Genomic DNA, 21,133 nt, shown 5'->3' with positions numbered 1-21,133 from the left:
CCCCGCCCCCTGACCGCGGACAACACCCGCGGACCGGCCGAGCCGGTCCGCGGTGTTTCCGGACCTCCCTGATTCCCTCTCGGCTTCAGTTGCCAGTGGCGTCCGACTGGTACCTGGCGGTCGTCGACCGGGCGCCGAAGCCCTTGATGCGCTGGATCTCCGCCACGTATTCGGGGCCGTTGCGCATGCTCTGGTAGGCCGACATCTGGCGTCCATAGGCCGGGCTGTTCGGATCGAAGCTGTCGCGGCCGGCAACTTGCGACATCCCGGACTTGTTCCACAGGCTCAGGTCGGCAGCGACTTCGGCGCGGCTCAAGGCGCCGATGGTCGAGTCGGGGGGGCCGACGCGGTATTCCGACGCGACGGCGTTCATTTCCGATCGATTTGCCGCGAGATCGGCCGACACCTGGGCGCGGCTGAGCTGCCCGGTCATCTGAATGGGGGCGCCGACCCACAATTCGGCGGGCACGGTCTGAGCGGATACGGCCCCGGCCAGCGCGAGAGCGGAGGCACCGAGAAGTAGCTTTGCATTCATGATGAAATCTCCTTGAGGCTATGAGGTGTGGCCGCCGGAATTGCAGTCACCACGGGATGCAACTGTGGCGGCGCGCGGCCCATCGCGCTGTGCGTTTGCGCACAGATTTTTTCAACCGGGCTGTCTTGGGTGCGAGTACGACACGATGGCGCTCCAGCGTTCCAGTCTTGCCCTGCAGCACATTGCGCTGCTGGAAGCCTTGCCGTTGCAACGGCTGGATGCGCTCGCCCAGCGCTGTCAGTGGCAGAGCGTCGCGGCCGGCACGCCGCTGCTGCTGCGGTCCGAAGACAAGAGCGACGTCTTCTTCCTCGTCTCGGGCCAGTTGCGCGTGACGACCTATTCGGCGAGCGGTCGCCAGGTGACCTTCCGCGACCTGCAGGAGGGCGAGTATTTCGGCGATATTTCCGCCATCGACGGCAAGCCGCGATCCGCCGACGTCGTGACGCTCAAGCCCACCGTCGTCGCCAGCCTCGATCGCTCGGGCTTCCTGGATCTGCTGCGCAGCGAGCCGATCGTCGCCGAGCGCGTGATGCGCAACCTCGCCGCGCTGGTGCGCCAGTTGTCGGATCGCGTCATCGACCTGAGCACACTGGGCGTGCAAAACCGCGTGCACGCCGAGTTGCTTCGGCTCGCACGGGCGGCAGGCATCGTCGACAACCAGGCACGGCTGGATCCCGCCCCGACCCACGCTGAACTGGCGAGCCAGATCAGCACCAATCGCGAGCAGGTGACGCGCGAACTCAATGCGTTGCGGCGCGATGGCGTGCTTGCGAAGGATGGCAAGGCGCTCGTCGTCGCCGATGTCCGGCGGCTGGCGTCGTTGGTGGCCGAGGTGCGGGGCTTCGCCTGAGTCCCGGCCGCCGTGCGCCTAGCGTTGGGGCTGGCCAGCCGGCTGCACCACCGTGGAGCGGCGGTCGTTCGATCGGATCGTTTCGCTGCCCGCGGGTGCCGGCGTGCCTTGGGGCGTGACGACCGTGGATCGGCGGTCGCCCGACCTGGACGTCTCGGTCCCCGAAGGCGCAGATGCGCCTTGCGGCGTCACGACGGTGGACCGGCGATCCGTGGATCGCTTCGTGACGTTGCGCGGGGGCCCGCCCCGTGCGCGGTCCAGTGCGGCGCCCGCATCGCGCACGCAGGCTTCCCGGGCCGGCGCGGCCAGGGAGCCATCGTTGCACTTCGCAATCTGCTGGTCGTGGCGTTGCTGGGCCTTCGCGAGGTCCGCCGCGGTCTGGGCCCCTGCTGCCAGCGCCGTGGCCAGCAGGGCGCCGGAAAGCGCGACACGCGCGTGGATTCGGATCATGGTGTGCCTCCGTCGTACGACGATACGGCTAGTCTAACTTGCAACAATTTGCGACGGCAGCTCTTCATGGCGTGGGTGCGGCCTGCTCCTCGGCGTGCGAGGAAGGCGCCGTCCCGGATTCATGATGGCCCACTTTTCCGCGAATCCGCCGAGAGGTGCGGCGGATCCAGTGCTCGACGTCATCCACGTAGGTGAACACGGCTGGCACCACCAGCAGGCTCAGCACCGTCGAAGTGATGAGCCCGCCGATGACCGCCATCGCCATTGGCGAACGGAAGCTGGAATCGGCCGTGCTGAGGCCGAGCGCGATCGGCGCCATGCCAGCGCCCATCGCGAGCGTGGTCATGATGATCGGCCGCGCCCGCTTGTGGCATGCATCGCGCAACGCATCCCACCGGCTCAGGCCGTGGTCGCGCCGCGCCACGATGGCGTATTCCACCAGAAGGATCGAGTTTTTCGTCGCGATGCCCATCAGCATGATCAGCCCGATCAGCGAAGGCATCGACAGCGCTTTCTGACCGATCAGCAGCCCGACGAAGGCGCCGCCGAGTGCCAGCGGCAACGCGCACAGGATCGTGATCGGGTGCAGGAAGTCCTTGAACAGCAGCACCAGCACGATGTAGATGCAGAGCACGCCCGTCAGCATCGCCAGGCCGAAGCTCGCGAACAGCTCGGTCATCACTTCGGCGTCGCCGACCTCGGCCACACGCACGCCGGGCGGAAGGCTGCGGATGGAGGGCAACTTCATCGCGGCGTCCTTGGCGTCGCCCAGCCCGACGCCCGACAACTCGATCTCGAAGTTGACGTTGCGCGAGCGGTCGTAGCGGTCGATCACGGCCGGGCCGCCCTCGACCGTCAGCGCGGCCACCTGGCCCAGCATCACGGGGCCGCGCGCGCCGGGGACGGCGAGGCGCTCGAGCAGGGCCAGGTTCTGGCGTGCGGAGTCCTCCAGCTTGACGACGATGGGCACCTGCCGTTGCGCCAGATTGAGCTTGGGCAGGTTCTGGTCGTAGTCGCCGAGCGTGGCGACGCGCAGCGTGTCGGCGATGGCCGAACTGGTCACGCCGAGGTCCGCCGCGCGTGCGAAGTCGGGCCGCACCGCGATCTCAGGGCGGATCAGGCTTGCCGTGGAGGTGATGTTGCCGAGGCCGGGGATGGTGCGCAGGTCGCGCTCCACCGCGCGCGCCGCGGTCGTCAGCGCGGTCGGGTCGTCGCCGCTCAGGGCGAGGATGTACTTCTCGCCCGAGCCGCCCAGCCCCACGGTGCTGCGCACGCCCGGCAGGGATTCGAGCGCGGCGCGGATCTCGTTCTCGATCACCTGCTTGCGCGGGCGGTCGCCGCGCGGGTCGAGCTGGATCGTGAGCGTGGCCTTGCGTGTCTCGGGCGTGCCGAAGTTTGCGAACGGGTCGCCGCCCGCGCTGCCACCGCCCACGGTGGTGTAGACGCTGCGCACATGCTCGATCCCCATCACGCGGCGGCGCGTTTCTTCCGCCGCCGCCATGGTCTGGGCCAACGTCGCGCCGGGCGCCAAGGAGAGATACACCTGGGTCTGCGAGTTGTCGTCAGGGGGAATGAAGCCGGTCTTGAGCAGCGGGATCATCGCCACCGAGCCGAAGAAGAAAAGGGTGGCCAGCACCATCGTCGTGAAGCGGTGCTTCAGGCACCACTCGGCCATTCGCATGTAGATCGCGAGCCAGCGTGGCTCCTTCTCGGCGGCGACGATCGGCTTCAGGAGGTAGGCCGCCATCATCGGCGTGAGCACCCGCGCCACGACCAGCGAGGCGAACACCGCCAGCGATGCCGTCCAGCCGAACTGCTTGAAGAACTTGCCTGCCACTCCGCTCATGAAGGCGGTCGGCAGGAACACGGCGATCAGCGTGAAGGTGGTGGCGATCACCGCCAGCCCGATCTCGTCGGCCGCTTCCATCGCGGCCTGGTAGGGCGTCTTGCCCATGCGCAGGTGGCGCACGATGTTCTCGACCTCCACGATCGCGTCATCCACCAGGATGCCGACGACCAGCGACAGCGCCAGCAACGAAATCACGTTGACCGAGAAGCCCAGCAGGTACATGCCCGCGAAGGCCGGAATGACCGACATCGGCAACGCGACCGCCGAGATGAAGGTCGCGCGCCAGTCGCGCAGGAAGAGCCACACCACGATCACCGCGAGGATGGCCCCTTCGTACAGCAGGTGCAGCGAGCCTTCGTACTCCTCCTGCACCGGGTCGACGAAGTTGAAGGCCTCGGTGAGCTGGATGTCGGGGCGTTGAGCGCGAAGCTCGGCGAGCGCCTTCTGCACCGCGGCGCCGACTTCGACCTCGCTCGCGCCGCGGCTGCGGGCAACTTCGAATCCGACCACCGGCTTGCCGTCGAGCAAGGCTGCGGCGCGCGGCTCGGCGATCGTGTCGCTGATGCGGGCCACCTGGTCGAGCCGGACGCGGCGGCCATCCGAGAGGTAGATCTGCATGTCGGCGAGCTCGTCGGCCGACTTCACCGTGGCGAGCGTACGCACGGGCTGTTCACTGCCGCCCAGGTCAGTGCGGCCGCCGGCGCTCTCGGTCTGCACCTGGCGCAACTGGCGCGAGATGTCGGCGGCGGTGGCGCCGAGCGCCTGCAGCTTTTCGGGGTCGAGATCGACGTGCACCTGCCGCGTGACGCCGCCCACGCGGTTGACCGCGCCGACGCCGCTGATCGCGAGCAGCTTCTTCGAGATGTCGTTGTCCACGAACCAGGAGAGGGCCTCGCCGTCCATGCGTGAGGACGAGATCGTGAAAGCCAGCACCGGCTGCGCCGCAAAGTCGAGCTTGGTGACCACCGGGTCGCGCACGTCGGCGGGCAGGTCGGCTCGCACGCGCTGCACAGCCGAACGCACGTCGTCGACCGCTTCCTGCACCGGCTTTTCGAGCCGGAACTCGACGATCAGCGTTGCCGCGCCGTCCTGCACCTTGGTCGTGATGTGCTTCAGGCCCTGGATGGTGGCGATCGAGTTCTCGAGCTTGCGCGCGACATCGGTTTCGAGCTGCGACGGCGCGGCGCCCGGCAGCGCCGCCGATACCGTGACGGTCGGCAGGTCGATGTCGGGGAAGTTCTGCACCTTCATCGCGTTGAAGGACAGCAGTCCCGCAAAGGTGAGCAGCACGAACAGCATCACCGCCGGGATGGGGTTTCGGATGGACCAGGCCGACACGTTCATGGCGGTGCTCCTTACTTCGCGGCGTCGATGGCCGGCTTTGCGGAGCCCTCCACGACGCGGACCAGGTCGCCGTCGTTGAGGAAGCCGGCGCCCTGGACCACCACGCGTGCGTCCGCGGGCAGCGGTGTCGTGATCTCGACCCGGTCGCCCACGCGCCGGCCGGTGTCCACCTTGAGCTGCGAGACCCGGTTGTCCGGCTGCAGAAGCAGCAGATGGTTGAAGCCGTCCCGCGGCACGATCGACGCTTGCGGCACCGTGACCGCGCTGGTGCGACCGAGCTGGAAGTCCCCGCGCGCGAACATTCCGGCCTTGATGCCGGTGTTCTGGAGCACGTTCGGGATGTCGACGTAGACCAGCGCTGCGCGCGTCTGCGGGTCCACCGTCGGTGCCACGCTGCGCACCTTGCCGGTGACCTGCGCGCCGCTGGCGCTGGTGACCACAGCCGGTGTGCCGACCGCGATGCGGCCCAGCTCGGACGAGGTGATTTCGGCGCGCCACTCGAGCCGGCCCTGGCGGATCAGCCGGAACAGCTCGGTGCCGGCGTTGACCACGCTGCCTACCGTCGCGCTGCGTGAGGAGATCACGCCGTCATCGGGCGCCAGCACCTGTGTGTTGCGGCCGCGCACCTGCTGCGCCGCGAGCACGGCCTCGGCCGCCTCCACCCTCGCCTTGGCGGTCTGTTCAGCGGTCTGGTACTGGTTGATCTGCTGTTGGCTCATCGCCCCCGTGGCCTGCAGCGTGCGTGCGCGAGCGGCGGTGCCCGTGGCATCGGCGGCAGTCGCGCGTGCTTCGGCCAGCGAGGCGCGCGCCTGGGCCACATCCGCCTGGATGGTCTCGCCCGAGAAGGTCGCAAGCACCTGGCCCTTCTTGACGACGTCGCCGACGTTCACGCGCACTTCGGCGAGCTTCAGGCCGCTGGATTCGGAGCCGATGCTGGCTTCCTGCCAGGCCGCGACGTTGCCATTGGCCGCAAGCGTCACGCTGAGCTCGCTGGTTTCCGGCTTGGCGACGGTGACGGTCAGCGTCGGCCGGGCAGTCGCGGCTTCCTTCGGCTTGGCGGCGCCTGCGGGCTGCTTGCCGCGCGTGAGGAAGAACGCGGCGGCTGCAAGGACCAGCACGACGGCCAGTACGACGACGATGAGGGTGGAGCGCTTCATTCTTTTCATGGCGACGGGGTCACAGGATTTGTCGTTGTGGCAACGGATTCGGGCCGCGACCAGCCGCCGCCCATGGCACGGTAGAGCGACACCCAGGCTTCGGCACGCTCGCGCTGCAGGGAGACGCGGGCGGTCTGGGAGACGAACAGGGTGCGCCGCGCGTCCTCCAGGTCGAACAGGCTCGCGAGCCCGGTGCCGTAGCGCTGCTGGGTGGCATCGAAGGAGGCCTGGTAGTTCGTCACCGCGGTGTCGGCGTCGCTGGCGCGCTCGTCGGTACTTTTGAGGTTGATCAGCGCTTCCTCGACCTCGCGCACGGCTTGCCGCACCCGGGCTCGGTAGACGGCGACGGATTCGTCGTAGCGCGCTTTCGCGGCCTCGGAGTTGGCCGCGAGCGTGCCGCCATCGAAGATGGGAACGGTGAGCGCGAGCGGGCCGATGGTCCAGGTGTCGAGCGTTTCGCGGAAGCCTCCGGCGCGGACCTGGACGGTGGCGATGGAGCCCTGCAGGGTCAGCCGCGGAAAACGCTGGGCCAGCGCCGCGCCCGCATCGGCGCTGGCCGCCGCCACGGCCAGTTGCGCGGCAAAGATGTCGGGCCGCTGCGCCAGGGCCTCGGCGGGGACGCTGTGAACGGCCTGCACGGCCGGCAAGGTGACGTCGATGGATGCGGCGTCCAGCTTGGCGTCGAGGCTGGGTGCTTCGATACCGGTCAGCGCCGACAGGGCCTGCCGTTGCACGGCACACAGCGCGCGCTGCTGCGTCAGGCGTCCCGCTGCTTCGGCGGCACTCGCGCGCGCCAGCGCGGCGTCGGCCGGCGCAGTGAAGCCGGCGCGCGCCGACAGGTCGGTCAGCCGCGCAGTCTCGGCGCGCGACTGGGCATCTGACGTGGACACCACCAGTTGGCGACGGCAGGCGCGTTCCGCCAGGTATGCGTTGGCTGTCTCGGCGGCGACGGATACCCGTGCTTCGTGCCATTGCGCGTCCGCGCCCACGAAGCGCGCCTGGCTGGCATCCCGGTTGGCGCGCAAGCCGCCGAAGAGGTCGATCTCCCAACTCGATTGCAGGCCCGCCTGCCCGGTCGTGAGGATCGGCAGGCTGGTGGGGATTCCGTCGGTCGAACCGCTCGTCGAGCCCGTGGAAAAGCCGGAACTCGGCGAGTTGCCGCGGCTCGCCGACGCCGTGCCGGTGAGATTGGGTATCAGGGCCGCACCCGCTGCCACGCGCGAGGCTCGGGCTTCGGTGATGCGCGCGCCGGCACTGGCGACCGTCGGGCTGGCGGCTTCCGCCGCGAAGATCAGTTCGACCAGCAGCGGATCGTTGAGCTGGCGCCACCATTCGGCCAGGGTCGGCAGCGAACCGCCGTGCGGCAGCGCGGCAGTGGAGGCGGGCAGGGGGGTGTTCCACTGCGCCGGCACCGGCGCCTCCACCTTCTCGGGCGGGCGCGGGACCGCGCAGGCCGAAAGCAGCAGGGAGGCGCCAAGGCAAAGCGTGGGAAGCCGGATGTTCCTCATGAGATCGGGGTCCGCAAAAAATAGAGGCGTGGTTCAGGCGAGCAGGTCGATCGCCATGCCGCCGTGTGGGGCCGGTGGGCCGTGCAAGGCGCGCAGCATAACAAGGGGTGCCGCGGCCATTTGTCGGCGCGCGCCGCGATTCCCGGAGCCTTCGATCCTAATCAGCAACGCAGATGTCGAGGGATGCTTTTCATTCGCGGATTGATGCGCGGAGCCGGCGCGCTACGATCCCGCCCATGTCTCCCGCCGCTGCCGCCCCACCCGCATTGCCGCTCGATGCCGAAGGCATCCTCGCGCTCGCCGCGCGTTCGATGTTCCATTTGTTCTCCAGCATCAGCCAGGGCATGTTCCTGGTCGACCGCAGCGGCCGGATCGTCTGGGTCAACGAGGGCTATCGCCGCTTCCTGCCGGCGCTCGGCTTCTCGTCGATCGACCAGTTCCTCGGCCATCGGGTCGAGGACGTGATCCCCAACACCCAGATGCGCCGCGTGCTCGAGACCGGCGAGCCGATCCTGATCGACTTGCTGACCAACAAGGCCGGCACCTTCGTCGTGAGCCGCATTCCATTGCGCGAGGAGCGCGAGGGCGACTCCGGTGCCGTGCCGGGCGAGGTGATCGGCGCGATCGGCATCGTGCTGTTCGACCATCCCGAAACCACCTTGCAGCCGCTCATCAGCAAGTTCGCGCTGCTGCAGCGCGACCTCGACGATGCGCGGCGCGAACTCGCGAGCCAGCGCAACAATCCGCTGTACCAGCAGTCGGCCGACGGCCAACGGCGCTCCAAGTACACATTCGCCAGCTTCATCGGCAGCAGCCCGGCGGCGGTGGAGGTCAAGCGCCATGCGCGGCGCGCGGCGCAATCGTCCAGTCCGGTGCTGCTGCTGGGCGAAACCGGGACGGGCAAGGAGCTTCTCGCCCATGCCATCCATGCGGCGTCCGCGCGGGCTGGTGGTCTCTTCGTCAGCGTCAATATCGCGGCGGTCCCGGACACCTTGCTCGAAGCGGAGTTCTTCGGCGTCGCGCCGGGCGCCTTCACCGGTGCCGATCGCAAGGCGCGTGAAGGCAAGTTCAAGCTCGCCGATGGCGGCACGCTGTTCCTGGACGAAATCGGCGACATGCCGCTGGGCCTGCAGGCCAAGCTGCTGCGCGCGCTGCAGGAGGGCGAGATCGAACCGCTGGGCTCGAACAAGCTGGTGCCTTTCGATGCGCGCGTGATCGCGGCGACTTCGCGCGATCTCGCCGCGCTGGTGCGGGAAGGGCGCTTTCGCGAAGACCTGTACTACCGCCTCAACGTGCTGCCGGTGCGCGTGCCGCCGCTGCGAGAGCGGCGTGCCGACATTCCAGCGCTGGTCGAGGTGCTGGGCGAGGACATGGCCCTGCGCAGCGGCGAGGCGCCTCCTGAACTCACGCCCGACGCCCTGGCGCTCCTCGCCGCGCAGCACTGGCGCGGCAACATCCGCGAACTGCGCAACGTGCTGGAGCAGGTGACCATGCGCAGCGATTCGCAGCGCATCGACGCGGCGCAGCTCGAACGCATCCTGCGCGAAGCCGGCCAGGAAAAGATCGCGACGCCCAGCAAGGTGACCGCTACGGCAACCTCGGATGGGGAAGAAAGCGCAGCTCTGCTGCGGCCCCTCGCCCAGCAGGTCGCCGAACTCGAGCGTCGCGCGATCGCCGCTGCGATGGCTGCGACCGGCGGCAACAAGCTCGCGAGTTCGAGGCTGCTCGGCATCTCCCGCGCAACCCTCTACGAACGTCTGGAAAACCCTGACTGAGGAAAGTGCAGTTGTCTGAATTTCAGACATGTGACGTGTCTTGAAATCAGCCGATTCGAAACGCGGTCCAGGAACCCTGCGGAACCGGCCCCGCCGGGCCGCAGGGGTTGCCCCCGGAGAGGGGCGGATAGCGACCCGTAGTGCGCGAGCCTGGGGGTGAGCTCCACCTGGCATGAACTGTGCAATATTCAGTCATCATCATCAGGAGACAAAGAATGCAACGTCGCCACCTCGTCGCCTTGGCAGGGCTCGCCATCGCTGGCGCATCGGCCCTGACCGCTCCGGCCTGGGCCCAGTCCAACGAGATCAAGATCGCCCACATCTATAGCAAGACGGGTCCGCTCGAAGCCTACGGCAAGCAGACGCAGACCGGCTTCATGATGGGCCTGGACTACGCGACCGGCGGCACCATGACCGTCAACGGCAAGAAGATCGTCGTCATCGAGAAGGACGACCAGGGCAAGCCCGACCTCGGCAAGTCGCTGCTGGCGGCGGCCTATGCCGACGACAAGGCCGCGCTCGCGGTCGGCCCGACCTCTTCAGGCGTCGCGCTGGCGATGCTGCCGGTGGCGGAGGAATACAAGAAGATCCTGCTGGTCGAGCCCGCCGTGGCCGACTCGATCACCGGTGACAAGTGGAACAAGTACATCTTCCGCACCGGGCGCAACAGTTCGCAGGACGCGATCTCGAACGCGGTCGCCGTCGACAAGCCCGGCGTCACGGTCGCCACGCTCGCGCAGGACAACGCCTTCGGCCGCGACGGCGTGAAGGCGTTCAAGGACGCGCTCAAGAAGGCCAAGCTCGCGCACGAGGAATACCTGCCGCCCGCGACCACCGACTTCACCGCGGGCGCCCAGCGCCTGATCGACAAGCTCAAGGACCAGCCGGGCCGCAAGATCATCTGGATCGTGTGGGCGGGCGCGGGCAATCCGTTCAAGATCGTCGACCTCGACCTCAAGCGCTACAACATCGAGATCGCGACCGGCGGCAACATCCTGCCGGCCATGGCGGCGTACAAGGCGCTGCCGGGCATGGAAGGCGCGGCCTACTACTACTTCGGCATCCCGAAGAATCCGGTGAACGAGGCCATGGTCTCGATGCACTACAAGGAGTTCAAGACGCCGCCGGACTTCTTCACGGCAGGCGGCTTCTCTGCCGCGATGGCCGTGGTGACCGCGCTGAAGAAGACGGGCGGAGACACCAACACCAACAAGCTCATCTCCGCGATGGAAGGCATGAGCTTCGACACGCCCAAGGGAAAGATGACCTTCCGCAAGGAAGATCACCAGGCGATGCAGAGCATGTACCACTTCAAGATCAAGGTGGACCCGGCGTTCGCGTGGGGCGTGCCTGAACTGGTCCATGAGATCAAGCCGGAAGAGATGGACATTCCCATCCGGAACAAGAGATAACCCCCAGGCTCGCGCACTTCGTGTCGCTCTCCACCCCGTCTCCGGGGGCAACCCCTACGGCCCGGCCGAGCCGGTTCCGTGGGGTTCCTGGCCTTTGACTTAGCGCGCAACGTTCTTTCCATCGATCCCCTTCGTGAGAGGGGGGCGGTTCAGTGCATCCTAAAAAAACCGACAGGAGACAAGCATGAAGCGCAACTGGATGATGAAGATGAGCATGGCCACGGCCTTTGCCGCGCTGTCGATCCATGCCGCCACGGCTGCGGTGCCGCTGCCGGCGCTGGGGGCGGATCCTGCGGAGGTCAGCGTGTCCGGCCTGTCGGCGGGCGGCTTCATGGCGGTGCAGTTGCATGTCGCCTATTCGGGCACTTTCAAGCGCGGGGCCGGCGTGGTCGCCGGCGGACCGTTCTATTGCGCCGAGGGTTCCATCATCAACGCGACGGGGCGTTGCATGTCGCACAGCAGCAGCATTCCCGTGTCATCGCTCGTCAGCACGACCAACAGCTGGGCGTCGAGCGGAGCCATCGATCCGGTGTCGAACCTCTCGACCTCGAAGGTGTATCTCTATTCCGGCACTTCGGACAACACGGTCAAGCAGGCCGTGATGAACGACCTGAAGACCTATTACCAAAGCTTCGTTCCCGCCGCCAGCACCTACTACAAGAACAATCTCGGGTCCGGTCACGCGATGATCACCGACGACTACGGCAGCAGTTGCGGGACGACGGCATCGCCCTACATCAACAACTGCGGCTTCGATCTGGCCGGCGACATCCTGCAGTACCTGTATGGCCCGCTGAACGCCCGCAACAACGGCACGTTGTCGGGCACCTTCACCGAGTTCAGCCAGACCAGCTTCATCAGCGGCCACGGCATGGCCGCGACGGGCTGGATCTACGTGCCGCAAAGCTGCGGCAGCACCACCTGCCGCACGCATGTGGTGTTGCATGGCTGCAAGCAGAACTTCAACGATGTCGGTGACCAGTACGTGCGCAAGACCGGCTACAACCGCTGGGCCGACACCAACAACATCATCCTGATCTACCCGCAGACCAGCACGGCCGCGACCAACAGCTGCTGGGACTGGTGGGGCTACGACAACGCGAACTACGCCAGGAAGTCCGGCCCGCAGATGGCCGCCATCAAGGGCATGGTCGACCGCGTGACCAGCACTTCGGGCGGCGGCGGTGGCGGATCGGCACTGCCTGCGCCCACCGGCGTCGGCACTTCCGGCGCCACCAGCAGCAGCATGGTGATCGGTTGGAATGGCGTGTCGGGCGCCGCGGGCTACAACGTCTATCGCGGCGGCGGCAAGGTCAATGCCTCGCCCGTCGCCGGTACCAGCTACACCGACACGGGGCTGTCGGCGTCCACGACCTACAGCTGGAGCGTGACGGCGCTGGACAGCAGCAACGTGGAAAGCGCGATGTCCGGCGCCGCAACGGGTACCACCCTGGCCGGTAGCGGCGGCGGCACGGCGACCTGCTACACCGCCACCAACTACGCCCACACCACGGCAGGCCGCGCCACGCAAAGTGGCGGCTACACCTACGCCAAGGGTTCCAACCAGAACATGGGCCTGTGGAACACCTTCGTCACCACGACCCTGAAGCAGACCAGCCCCAACTACTACGTGATCGGCACATGCTGAAACCAACTTCCACTGCCGAACGGCAGCCTCGCTTGATAAACGATGCTTGAGACCCGAGACCTGACCATCCGCTTCGGCGGCCATGTGGCGGTGAATGCCGTCAGCTGTGCCTTTGCGCCCGGCACGCTCACCGCGATCGTCGGCCCGAATGGCGCGGGCAAGACCACCTATTTCAATCTGATCTCGGGGCAGCTCAAGGCCACCGAGGGCACGGTGTGGCTCGACGGGCAACCGCTGTCGGGCCTGCCGGCCTCGGCCCGCACCCGCGCGGGGCTGGGCCGCGCGTTCCAGTTGACGAACCTCTTTCCCAATTTGTCGGTGCTTGAGAACGTGCGCCTGGCCGTACAGGCCACGCGCGAAGGACCGCATCGGCGCGGGCTCAATCTTTGGAGCATCTGGAGCGACCACCGGGCGTTGACCCAGCGTGCCGACCAGATCCTGGCCGACGTGGCGCTCAAGGCCAAGGAGCACGCCACGGTCGCGAGCCTGCCGCACGGCGACCAGCGCAAGCTCGAAGTCGCGCTGCTGATGGCGCTCGAACCCAAGGTCTTCATGTTCGATGAGCCCACGGCCGGCATGAATGCGGCCGAGGCGCCGGTGATCCTCGATCTCATCCGCGCGCTGAAGAAGGACAAGACCAAGACCATCCTGCTGGTCGAGCACAAGATGGACGTGGTGCGCGAACTCGCCGATCGCATCATCGTGCTGCACAACGGTCAGCTCGTGGCCGATGGCGAACCGGCCGAGGTCATCGCCTCGCCGGTGGTGCAAGAGGCCTACCTGGGCGTGTCGAAGGAGGCCGCATGACTGACAACAACCTCCTGCAACTCCAGGGCGTGCATACGCACATCGGGGCGTACCACATCCTCCACGGCGTGGACCTCGCCGTGCCGCGCGGCCAACTCACGATGCTGCTCGGGCGCAACGGCGCCGGCAAGACCACCACGCTGCGGACCATCATGGGCCTGTGGCATGCGTCCCAGGGCCGTGTGCGCTTCGGCGACCAGGACATCACCGCACTCCACACGCCGCAGATCGCCGAGCTCGGCATCGCCTACGTGCCGGAGAACATGGGCATCTTTTCGGACCTCACCGTGAAGGAAAACATGCTGCTCGCCGCACGCGCAGCGAAGAACGCCGAACAGATGGACGACAAGCGGCTGAAGTGGATCTTCAAGCTCTTCCCCGCGGTCGAGAAGTTCTGGAACCATCCTGCGGGCAAGCTCTCGGGCGGGCAGAAGCAGATGCTCGCTGTCTCGCGAGCGATCGTCGAGCCGCGTGAACTGCTCATCATCGACGAGCCCAGCAAGGGCCTCGCGCCGGCCATCATCAACAACATGATCGACGCCTTCAGCGAACTCAAGCGCAGCGGCGTGACGATCCTGCTGGTCGAGCAGAACATCAACTTCGCGCAACGCCTGGGCGACACGGTGGCCGTGATGGACAACGGCCGCGTGGTGCACAGCGGGAGCATGGCGGCGTTCTCGGCGGATCAGGATTTGCAGCAATCGCTGCTGGGATTGGCGCTATGAAAATCGAGTTCGACTGGAAGCCCATGGCGCTGGTGCCGGTGCTCGCGCTGATCGCGCTGCCCCTGACGGGTTCCGTTTCCACCTGGCTCACGCTCACCGTCGCAGGCCTTGCGATGGGCATGATCATCTTCATCATCGCCTCCGGCCTCACGCTCGTGTTCGGCCTGATGGACGTGCTGAATTTCGGCCACGGCGTATTCATCGCGTTCGGCGCCTTCGTCGCAAGCAGCGTGCTCGGCGGCATGTCCGACTGGACCGGATCGCAGGAACTGTGGCGCAACCTCGTGGCCGTGTTCCCGGCGATGCTGGTGGCCATGGCGGCGGCGGGCGCAGTCGGCCTGGCCTTCGAGCGCTTCATCGTGCGGCCGGTCTACGGCCAGCATCTGAAGCAGATCCTCATCACCATGGGCGGGATGATCATCGGCGAGGAACTGATCAAGGTGATCTGGGGCCCCGGCCAGGTTCCGCTGCCGCTGCCCGATGCGCTGCGGGGCTCGCTGCTCATCGGCGATGCGGCGATCAGCAAGTACCGCATCCTGGCGGTCGTGATCGGCGTGTTCGTGTTCGGTCTCCTGGCATGGACGCTGGGTCGCACCAAGATCGGCCTGCTGATCCGTGCCGGCGTGCAGGACCGCGAGATGGTCGAGTCGCTCGGCTATCGCATCGGCCGGCTGTTCGTCGGCGTGTTCGTGGTCGGCAGCGCGCTTGCCGGGCTGGGGGGCGTGATGTGGGGGCTGTTCCAGCAGAACCTGATTCCGCAGATGGGTGCGCAGGTCAACGTGCTGATCTTCATCGTGATCATCATCGGTGGACTGGGATCGACGGCGGGCGCGCTGATCGGCGCGTTGCTGGTCGGGCTGATGACCAACTACATCGGCTTCCTCGTGCCCACGCTGACGCAGTTCGCCAGCATCTTGCTGATGGTGGCCGTGCTGCTCTGGCGCCCCCAGGGCGTGTACCCGGTCGCGAACAGATGACTCACCCCCAGGCTTGCCCACTGCGTGTGGCCGCCAACCCCCTCGCCGGGGGCAACACCTGCGGCCCGGCGGAGCCGGTTCCGCGGTGTTCCTGGCACAGCGCACAGGAGAACTGAATGAAACCTGCTTTTTCCCGTCTTCTTTCCAACGACATGCCGCGCAGCCGCTTGCTCGCGGTACTGCTTGCCGCTCTGGTGCTCGGCCTGGCCTTTGCGCCTTTCATCTTTCCCGGCGTCAAGGCGCTGAGCGTCGCGGCCAAGGTGCTGGTCTTCATCGTGCTGGTCGCGAGCTTCGACCTGCTGCTGGGCTACACCGGCATCGTGAGCTTTGCGCAGACCATGTTCTTCGGCATCGGTGCCTACGGCATCGCCATCTCGGCCACGCGGCTCGGGGCAGGGTGGGGCGCGGTACTGCTGGGCCTCGCCGCGGCAACCGCGGTCTCGCTGGTGCTCTCGCTCGCGATCGGGCTGTTCTCGCTGCGGGTGCGCGCGATCTTCTTCGCCATGATCACGCTCGCGGTGGCGTCCGCTTTCCAGACGCTGGCTTCGCAACTGTCGGACTTCACCGGCGGCGAGGATGGCCTGACCTTCAAGCTGCCGGAGCTGATCTCGCCGAGCTTCGAGTTTGCCGAGGAGCCCTTCCTCGGCGTTTCCCTCGACGGGCGCCTTCTCTGCTACTACATGCTGTTCGTGGTCACAGTGGTGTTGGTGCTGGCGCTGCTGCGCATCGTGAACTCGCCTTTCGGCCGCGTGCTGCAGGCAATCCGTGAGAACGAGTTTCGCGCGGAGGCGATCGGTTATCGCGTGGTGGTGTATCGCACGACGGCCTCGGTGCTGTCGGCGCTGTTCGCGACGCTCGCGGGCGCGATGCTCGCGATCTGGCTGCGCTACAACGGGCCCGACACCTCGCTGAGCTTCGAGATCATGATCGACGTGCTGCTGATCGTCGTGATCGGCGGCATGGGCACGATCTACGGCGCGGTCATCGGTGCGGTGATCTTCGTGGTGGCACAGAGCTACCTGCAGGATCTTCTGCGCTTCGGCAGCGAGGCCGCGAGCGGCGTGGGCTGGCTGGCCGCGTTGCTGTCGCCGGACCGCTGGCTGCTGTGGCTGGGCGTGCTGTTCGTGCTCTCGGTCTATTACTTCCCGACCGGCATCGTCGGCCGTCTTCGTGCGAGGGCATCGCGGTGATCAATCCGACTTCGAACTATTCGCAGCTCGCCGGCCGCGAGATCCACTGGATGGACTGGGGGCCGCGCGAGGCCCCGGTGGTCATCGCCTGGCACGGCCTGGCGCGCACCAGCCGCGACATGGATGAGCTTGCGGCACATTTCGCGGTGCGCGGCTTTCGCGTGGTCTGCCCGGACACGATCGGCCGCGGACTGAGCCAGTGGAGCCCGGTGCCGGACGAGGAATACCAGCTGTCCTTCTACGCTCGCATCGCGGCCGCGCTGTGCGAAGAGCTGGAACTCACGCGCGTGCACTGGGTCGGCACGTCGATGGGCGGTGCGATCGGACTGGTCTGTGCGGGCGGACTGGTCGAGCCGGCGATGAAAGGCCGCATCGCCAGCCTCGTGCTCAACGACACTGCGCCACAGATCGCCGCCGCCGCCGTCGAACGCATTCGCTCCTATGCGGGGAAGCCGCCGGCCTTCGATACGGTCATCGAACTCGAAGCCTTCTTCCGCACCGTCTACAAGCCCTACGGCTGGCTCAGCGATGCGCAGTGGCGGCGGCTGACCGAGACATCGACGCGGCGCCTGCCGGACGGCCGGGTGACGCCGCACTACGACCCTGCGATGGTGCGGCAGTTCAGCGCGCATCCCGACGACTATCTGCTGTGGACGCACTACGACGCCGTGGAGGCGCCCTTGCTGTGCCTGCGCGGTGTCGATTCCGACCTGGTCCTGCGAGAGACGCTCGACGAGATGCGCCGTCGTGGACCGGGGGCGACGGGCCGCCTGCAGATCATCGAGGTACCGGGCTGCGGCCATGCGCCGGCGCTCAACGTCCCCGCCCATCTGGACCCGATCGAGGCCTTTGTCCGCTCCGCCGGCACGTGAGCGATGGCGGCCCGACAATCGGGCCGCCCATTCAACACGGAGTCAAGCAACATGGCGCTCTCGCTTTACGACATCTCGGTCCCGGTGTTCATCCGCGGGCTGGGCCAGCTATCCCACGTCCTGGACAAAGGGCTTGCGCATGCGCAGTCTGCCGGCATCGATCCCGCCCAACTCGTGCATGCGCGGCTGGCGCCGGACATGTTCACCCTCGCGGGGCAGGTGCAGAGCGCGAGCGATGCGTCCAAGCTCGGCACCGCGCGCATAGCCGGAGTCACGGCGCCCAGCTTTCCCGACACCGAGACGACGTACGCCGAACTGCAGGCCCGCGTCGCGAAGACGATCGACTATCTCGGCAGTGTGGATCGTGCGCTCATCGACGGCGCCGAAGACCGTGAGGTCACGATGAAGGTGCGCGGCGCCGAGCTGAAGTTCACCGGGCAGCGCTACCTGCTGCAATTCGCGCTGCCGAACTTCTTCTTCCACGTCACTACCGCTTACGACGTGCTGCGGCACAGCGGCGTGCCCCTCAGCAAGCTCGACTATCTCGGTCGGTTCTGATCGTGCGGCAGAGCGCTTCAACGCTGCCGGGTGGGCCAACCGCCGAGGTGGCGGTCGGCGATGCCCGCCAGCGCCGTGATCCAGGGCGCGCTGTCGTTCAGGCAGGGGATGTAGCGGAATTTCTTGCCGCCCGCGCCGAGGAAGGCGTCACGGCCCTCCATCGCGATTTCTTCCAGAGTCTCGAGACAGTCGGCCGGAAAGCCCGGGCACACCACGTCCACCCTGGAGACGCCCGCCGCGCCGAGTTCGCGCAGCGTGGGTTCGGTGTAGGGCTCCAGCCATCTGGCGCGGCCGAAGCGTGACTGGAAGGTGACGCGGTACTGCGCCGGCACGAGCTGCAGCCTGTCCGCAAGCAGCCGCGCGGTCGCGAGGCATTGCGCCTGGTAGGGGTCGCCGAGCCTGATGTTGCGTTCCGGAATGCCGTGGAAGCTCATGACGAGCTGATCGGCGCGTCCGTTCTGCTGCCAATGCCGCGCAACGCTTTGCGCCAGGGCGTCGATGTAGAGCGGATCGTCGTGATAGTCGTTGACGAAGCGAAACTCGGGCACGCGTCGCATTCTGGCGCTCCATCCATTGACGGCGTCGATCACGCTCGCCGTGGTGGTGGCCGAGTATTGCGGATAGGCCTGCAGCACGAGCACACGCGTGACGCCTTCGGCCTTGAGTTCGTCGAGCCGCGAGGCGATGGACGGACTGCCGTAACGCATCGCGTCGCGGACCGTCACGCGGTGGCCTTTCTCGCCGAGCCAGCCGGCCAGCAGGGTGGCCTGCTTCTTCGTCCACACCTTGAGCGGGGAGCCCTCGGGCATCCAGATGCTGGCGTACTTGGCAGCCGACTTGGCGGGCCGCGTGCGCAGGATGACGCCGTGCAGGATGAGCGCCCACAGCGCGCGCGGTATCTCGACCACGCGCGGGTCGCCGAGAAAGTCGGCGAGGTAGGGGCGCACGGCGCTCGCGGTCGGTTCGTCGGGGGATCCCAGGTTGCACCAGAGCACGGCAATGCGCTCCTGGGCGTTGTCGCCGGCAGGCGCTTCAGGTCGAAAAGGCATGCGATATTCTCTGTCATGCCCTCCGTGACCCCCGACTCCATGACCCTCGACGTGAAGCGCATTGCCGCGATTTCACTCGATCTCGACGACACGCTCTGGCCGATCTGGCCGACCATCGAGCGCGCAGAACGCGTTCTTCATGAATGGCTGGTCCGCGAGGCGCCGAAGACGGCCAGCCTGCTGATCACGCCCGGCGTCTTGCGCGAACTGCGCGAAGCCACGGCCAAGGAACGCTCCGATCTTGCGCACGACCTGAGCGCGCTGCGCCGCGAGTCGATCCGTGCCGCCCTTCGCCGCGCGGGTGAAGATCCCAAGCTGGCCGATCCCGCCTTCGACGCCTTCTTCGCCGAGCGGCAGCGCGTGACGCTCTACGACGACGTCCTGCCCGCGCTCCGGTGGCTGAGCGAACGCTACCCGCTGGTCGCGATCTCCAATGGCAATGCCGACCTGAAGCTCACCGGCGTGAGCCGCTGGTTTCGCAGCGGCTTCAATGCGCGCGAATTCGGCAGCGGCAAGCCGCATGCGCCGATCTTCCGCGCGGCCGCGGCGTCGGTCGGGCTGCTGCCCAAGGACGTGCTCCATGTCGGCGACGACGCCGTGCTGGACGTGGTCGGTGCGCTCGATGCGGGCATGCAGGCGGCCTGGCTGGTCCGGGATGAGCGTCCGTGGGAACACGGCGCGCGGCCGCAGTTGATCGTGCCGAACCTGCACGCGCTGTGCATGGCGCTGGAGTCCGCGTAGGCCGCGGATTCGTCAGCGTGAGCTCATGATGGCGCGAGCCACCGCGTCGCTCACGGTCGACTGGATGTTGAAGTTCTTGAGCATTCCCGCCGCGTTGCTGGTCGCATTGATGACGGTGTGATTCACGATGTGCTGGTTGTCCAGCGTGTTCTGGATCACGGTGCCGTAGTTTGCGCCGCCTTGTTGCGCCTGGACGGTGTTGCCCGGTCCGTTCTGCACCAGGTTCAAGCTCGACAGTTGCTTGTCGAGTTGCGCCGCCTGCACCGGGGTCAGGTTGTTGATATGGCCGAAGTCCAGAGTGGTTTGCGTCACGAGATTGCCGTTGATGTAGACGGCCCGCGTGATCCCGAAGCTCACCAGCAGGCCGTTGCCCGGGTCGAAGCCACCGCGCATCTGGTCGAGCGTGCGGCTGCTGACCGCCATCCACACCTCCTCGCGGCGCGGTACGGGATCGGGTTCGCCGGCTTGCACCTGCGAAAGGGCGCTTCCCGCCAGCAGGCCGAGGCAGAGCCCCAGCCCGATTCGCGCGAACGGAAAGTGGCCGGCGTGCATCAGAAGTCTCCCGGCCCCAGCTTCGGCATGGTGATGTCGCTCAGGCTCGAGCGGCCGATTCCACGCCCCAACGGCGCGCGAGGTGTCACGCGCCAATCGGCGGCCACATTGAATTGCGCCTTCTCTATGTGACTGTGGATGACGAAGAGCAGCCCGTTCTTCCAGCTGTCGTCGAATGCCTTGCGCGACATCGCGCGCGTACCCTGCGCGGGATCGCCGACGAGCACGCGCTCGTCCTGCACGCCCTTGACCACGACGAAGTGGTGGTAGCCGTTCGAGTTGATCAGGACGATTGCGGGGATGCGCGCCTCGTTGAGCTTTTCCAGAGGCTGCTCGAAGCCGTCGGCCTGGAAGCCGTGTGCCTGCAGGTAGCGCTTCATGTCGAGCAGCGAGAAGCCTTCCTTGTGGATCTTTTCCTGGTCGCCGTTTTCGTACATCTCCTTGAACACCGCTTCTTCGGTGACCGGGTAGTCATAGTGGTGAGTCAGCAACGTGGCGACGGCTGCCGATCCGCAGCTGAAGTCGTATTTCTGGATCAGTGTGCGCGCCATGCGCGCCTGCTTCAGGCTGGTGATGGGCATGCGCACGTCCACCCCGCCCAAGCCGGGTAGGTAGGCCTGCTGCGCAGGCGCCCCGATGGCCGCAGTCAGCAGTGCGAAGGAAAGCAGCATGCCGCGCATGGTGCTCTCCTCAGTTCATCTGCAGATGAAGGATCACTGCGTTCTGTATCAGTACATTCGCGCCGGAGTTCTGGATCACGACCGGCAGCCCGTTCATGTTGGCGAACGAGCCCGCGCTGATGGTGTTGTCGCCTGTATTGACACGGTTGGCCGAGTTGTTGGCCGTGGTGCCGTTCAGCGTCATTTCGTTGTTGACCTGTTCGCTTCCTCCGCGATAGCTGGCGAGCCTTGATGAGTCGACCGGCACGGCCGCAAAGGCCACGCTTCGATCGCTCCCGGCCGATGCCTCGCTGGTCGCCGGAGCGCCTTGCGCCACAGCCACAGCCGGCAACAGCAGCATCCCCAGGGTCGTGCAAACGGACCCGATGAGGGTGGTGAATTTCATGGCGTCTCCCTTCGGCCTCATGTGAAGGCGAGCCGACAGGCGCCGTGCAGCCTGAGCGGTTCAGGCTGC

20 protein-coding genes are annotated in these 21,133 nt (G+C 66.9%); 11 read left to right on the top strand and 9 right to left on the bottom strand.

From position 1 onward, the window contains the following. Positions 1-85: 85 nt before the first annotated feature. A complete protein-coding gene (locus QTH97_RS03140) occupies positions 86-535 on the bottom strand; it encodes a hypothetical protein (protein ID WP_286566573.1) in 450 nt (149 codons plus the stop codon). A gap of 145 nt (positions 536-680) precedes the next feature. Between QTH97_RS03140 and QTH97_RS03135 the strand changes: the two genes are divergently transcribed. Further along, positions 681-1,385, top strand: a complete 705-nt coding sequence (locus QTH97_RS03135; protein ID WP_286566571.1) for a Crp/Fnr family transcriptional regulator — start codon at positions 681-683, stop codon at positions 1,383-1,385. A gap of 18 nt (positions 1,386-1,403) precedes the next feature. On the opposite strand, the gene QTH97_RS03130 is transcribed toward QTH97_RS03135, so the two are convergent. The 4 genes from QTH97_RS03130 to QTH97_RS03115 form a co-directional block, all read right to left on the bottom strand. Next, positions 1,404-1,835 (bottom strand): hypothetical protein, encoded by a 432-nt coding sequence (locus QTH97_RS03130; RefSeq protein WP_286566569.1) that lies wholly within the window; start codon positions 1,833-1,835, stop codon positions 1,404-1,406. Positions 1,836-1,899: 64 nt separating this feature from the next. After that, positions 1,900-5,028, bottom strand: a complete 3,129-nt coding sequence (locus QTH97_RS03125; protein WP_286566567.1) for an efflux RND transporter permease subunit — start codon at positions 5,026-5,028, stop codon at positions 1,900-1,902. A gap of 11 nt (positions 5,029-5,039) precedes the next feature. Beyond that, complete coding sequence (locus QTH97_RS03120) at positions 5,040-6,194, bottom strand: efflux RND transporter periplasmic adaptor subunit (RefSeq protein WP_286566565.1); 1,155 nt, start codon at positions 6,192-6,194, stop codon at positions 5,040-5,042. Then, positions 6,191-7,693: an efflux transporter outer membrane subunit gene (locus QTH97_RS03115; protein WP_286566563.1), complete on the bottom strand. Its 1,503-nt coding sequence runs from the start codon at positions 7,691-7,693 to the stop codon at positions 6,191-6,193. The genes QTH97_RS03120 and QTH97_RS03115 overlap by 4 nt, the downstream gene beginning before the upstream one ends. 236 nt (positions 7,694-7,929) lie before the next feature. Between QTH97_RS03115 and QTH97_RS03110 the strand changes: the two genes are divergently transcribed. The 9 genes from QTH97_RS03110 (at position 7,930) to QTH97_RS03070 (ending at position 17,657) form a co-directional block, all read left to right on the top strand. Beyond that, complete coding sequence (locus QTH97_RS03110) at positions 7,930-9,468, top strand: sigma-54 interaction domain-containing protein (RefSeq protein ID WP_286566561.1); 1,539 nt, start codon at positions 7,930-7,932, stop codon at positions 9,466-9,468. A gap of 215 nt (positions 9,469-9,683) precedes the next feature. Then, positions 9,684-10,880: a substrate-binding domain-containing protein gene (locus tag QTH97_RS03105; protein ID WP_286566559.1), complete on the top strand. Its 1,197-nt coding sequence runs from the start codon at positions 9,684-9,686 to the stop codon at positions 10,878-10,880. A gap of 184 nt (positions 10,881-11,064) precedes the next feature. Continuing rightward, positions 11,065-12,528 carry an extracellular catalytic domain type 2 short-chain-length polyhydroxyalkanoate depolymerase gene (locus QTH97_RS03100; RefSeq protein ID WP_444813360.1) on the top strand — a complete coding sequence of 488 codons (1,464 nt, stop codon included), beginning with the start codon at positions 11,065-11,067 and terminating at the stop codon, positions 12,526-12,528. A 42-nt stretch (positions 12,529-12,570) separates the two neighbouring features. Then, positions 12,571-13,335 (top strand): ABC transporter ATP-binding protein, encoded by a 765-nt coding sequence (locus QTH97_RS03095; protein ID WP_286566558.1) that lies wholly within the window; start codon positions 12,571-12,573, stop codon positions 13,333-13,335. Further along, positions 13,332-14,060, top strand: a complete 729-nt coding sequence (locus QTH97_RS03090) for an ABC transporter ATP-binding protein (RefSeq protein WP_286566557.1) — start codon at positions 13,332-13,334, stop codon at positions 14,058-14,060. The genes QTH97_RS03095 and QTH97_RS03090 overlap by 4 nt, the downstream gene beginning before the upstream one ends. Further along, a complete protein-coding gene (locus QTH97_RS03085; RefSeq protein ID WP_286566555.1) occupies positions 14,057-15,037 on the top strand; it encodes a branched-chain amino acid ABC transporter permease in 981 nt (326 codons plus the stop codon). The genes QTH97_RS03090 and QTH97_RS03085 overlap by 4 nt, the downstream gene beginning before the upstream one ends. 116 nt (positions 15,038-15,153) lie before the next feature. Beyond that, positions 15,154-16,227: a branched-chain amino acid ABC transporter permease gene (locus tag QTH97_RS03080; protein ID WP_286566553.1), complete on the top strand. Its 1,074-nt coding sequence runs from the start codon at positions 15,154-15,156 to the stop codon at positions 16,225-16,227. A gap of 50 nt (positions 16,228-16,277) precedes the next feature. Next, complete coding sequence (locus QTH97_RS03075; protein WP_286567082.1) at positions 16,278-17,099, top strand: alpha/beta fold hydrolase; 822 nt, start codon at positions 16,278-16,280, stop codon at positions 17,097-17,099. 51 nt (positions 17,100-17,150) lie between these two features. Then, complete coding sequence (locus QTH97_RS03070; protein WP_286566552.1) at positions 17,151-17,657, top strand: DUF1993 domain-containing protein; 507 nt, start codon at positions 17,151-17,153, stop codon at positions 17,655-17,657. Positions 17,658-17,674: 17 nt separating this feature from the next. Here the strand turns inward: QTH97_RS03070 and hemH are convergent, their stop codons facing one another. After that, positions 17,675-18,706, bottom strand: a complete 1,032-nt coding sequence (hemH, locus tag QTH97_RS03065) for a ferrochelatase (RefSeq protein WP_286566551.1) — start codon at positions 18,704-18,706, stop codon at positions 17,675-17,677. A gap of 15 nt (positions 18,707-18,721) precedes the next feature. On the opposite strand from hemH, the gene QTH97_RS03060 reads away from it, so the two are divergent. Then, positions 18,722-19,447 carry an HAD family hydrolase gene (locus tag QTH97_RS03060; protein ID WP_286566550.1) on the top strand — a complete coding sequence of 242 codons (726 nt, stop codon included), beginning with the start codon at positions 18,722-18,724 and terminating at the stop codon, positions 19,445-19,447. A gap of 12 nt (positions 19,448-19,459) precedes the next feature. Here the strand turns inward: QTH97_RS03060 and QTH97_RS03055 are convergent, their stop codons facing one another. Genes QTH97_RS03055 through QTH97_RS03045 form a run of 3 tightly spaced genes read right to left on the bottom strand, consistent with a single transcriptional unit; the run spans position 19,460 to position 21,064 of the window. Continuing rightward, the gene (locus tag QTH97_RS03055; RefSeq protein WP_286566548.1) at positions 19,460-19,999 is read right to left on the bottom strand and encodes a hypothetical protein; all 540 of its coding nucleotides are present in this window, start codon (positions 19,997-19,999) and stop codon (positions 19,460-19,462) included. Beyond that, entirely contained in the window at positions 19,999-20,679 is a 681-nt protein-coding gene (locus tag QTH97_RS03050) for a C39 family peptidase (RefSeq protein ID WP_444813359.1), read from the bottom strand. Before QTH97_RS03050 ends, QTH97_RS03055 begins: the two co-directional genes overlap by 1 nt. Positions 20,680-20,689: 10 nt before the next feature. Next, the gene (locus QTH97_RS03045; RefSeq protein WP_286566546.1) at positions 20,690-21,064 is read right to left on the bottom strand and encodes a hypothetical protein; all 375 of its coding nucleotides are present in this window, start codon (positions 21,062-21,064) and stop codon (positions 20,690-20,692) included. Positions 21,065-21,133: the final 69 nt, after the last annotated feature.

Source organism: Variovorax gracilis, from assembly GCF_030317115.1.
Lineage (GTDB): Bacteria > Pseudomonadota > Gammaproteobacteria > Burkholderiales > Burkholderiaceae_C > Variovorax > Variovorax gracilis.
The sequence above is the reverse complement of the archived record's forward strand: the minus strand, read 5'-3'. Positions and strand labels throughout refer to the sequence as shown.

Bases quoted from the DNA above. Each gene is read 5' to 3' on its own strand.
- QTH97_RS03075 (WP_286567082.1), top strand. From the start codon at position 16,278: ATGGACTGGGGGCCGCGCGAGGCCCCGGTGGTCATCGCCTGGCACGGC.
- QTH97_RS03120 (WP_286566565.1), bottom strand. From the start codon at position 6,194: ATGAAAAGAATGAAGCGCTCCACCCTCATCGTCGTCGTACTGGCCGTC.
- QTH97_RS03060 (WP_286566550.1), top strand. From the start codon at position 18,722: ATGCCCTCCGTGACCCCCGACTCCATGACCCTCGACGTGAAGCGCATT.
- hemH (WP_286566551.1), bottom strand. From the start codon at position 18,706: ATGCCTTTTCGACCTGAAGCGCCTGCCGGCGACAACGCCCAGGAGCGC.
- QTH97_RS03140 (WP_286566573.1), bottom strand. From the start codon at position 535: ATGAATGCAAAGCTACTTCTCGGTGCCTCCGCTCTCGCGCTGGCCGGG.
- QTH97_RS03085 (WP_286566555.1), top strand. From the start codon at position 14,057: ATGAAAATCGAGTTCGACTGGAAGCCCATGGCGCTGGTGCCGGTGCTC.
- QTH97_RS03090 (WP_286566557.1), top strand. From the start codon at position 13,332: ATGACTGACAACAACCTCCTGCAACTCCAGGGCGTGCATACGCACATC.
- QTH97_RS03100 (WP_444813360.1), top strand. From the start codon at position 11,065: ATGAAGCGCAACTGGATGATGAAGATGAGCATGGCCACGGCCTTTGCC.
- QTH97_RS03125 (WP_286566567.1), bottom strand. From the start codon at position 5,028: ATGAACGTGTCGGCCTGGTCCATCCGAAACCCCATCCCGGCGGTGATG.
- QTH97_RS03115 (WP_286566563.1), bottom strand. From the start codon at position 7,693: ATGAGGAACATCCGGCTTCCCACGCTTTGCCTTGGCGCCTCCCTGCTG.
- QTH97_RS03105 (WP_286566559.1), top strand. From the start codon at position 9,684: ATGCAACGTCGCCACCTCGTCGCCTTGGCAGGGCTCGCCATCGCTGGC.
- QTH97_RS03135 (WP_286566571.1), top strand. From the start codon at position 681: ATGGCGCTCCAGCGTTCCAGTCTTGCCCTGCAGCACATTGCGCTGCTG.
- QTH97_RS03050 (WP_444813359.1), bottom strand. From the start codon at position 20,679: ATGCGCGGCATGCTGCTTTCCTTCGCACTGCTGACTGCGGCCATCGGG.
- QTH97_RS03080 (WP_286566553.1), top strand. From the start codon at position 15,154: ATGAAACCTGCTTTTTCCCGTCTTCTTTCCAACGACATGCCGCGCAGC.
- QTH97_RS03055 (WP_286566548.1), bottom strand. From the start codon at position 19,999: ATGCACGCCGGCCACTTTCCGTTCGCGCGAATCGGGCTGGGGCTCTGC.
- QTH97_RS03070 (WP_286566552.1), top strand. From the start codon at position 17,151: ATGGCGCTCTCGCTTTACGACATCTCGGTCCCGGTGTTCATCCGCGGG.
- QTH97_RS03045 (WP_286566546.1), bottom strand. From the start codon at position 21,064: ATGAAATTCACCACCCTCATCGGGTCCGTTTGCACGACCCTGGGGATG.
- QTH97_RS03110 (WP_286566561.1), top strand. From the start codon at position 7,930: ATGTCTCCCGCCGCTGCCGCCCCACCCGCATTGCCGCTCGATGCCGAA.
- QTH97_RS03095 (WP_286566558.1), top strand. From the start codon at position 12,571: ATGCTTGAGACCCGAGACCTGACCATCCGCTTCGGCGGCCATGTGGCG.
- QTH97_RS03130 (WP_286566569.1), bottom strand. From the start codon at position 1,835: ATGATCCGAATCCACGCGCGTGTCGCGCTTTCCGGCGCCCTGCTGGCC.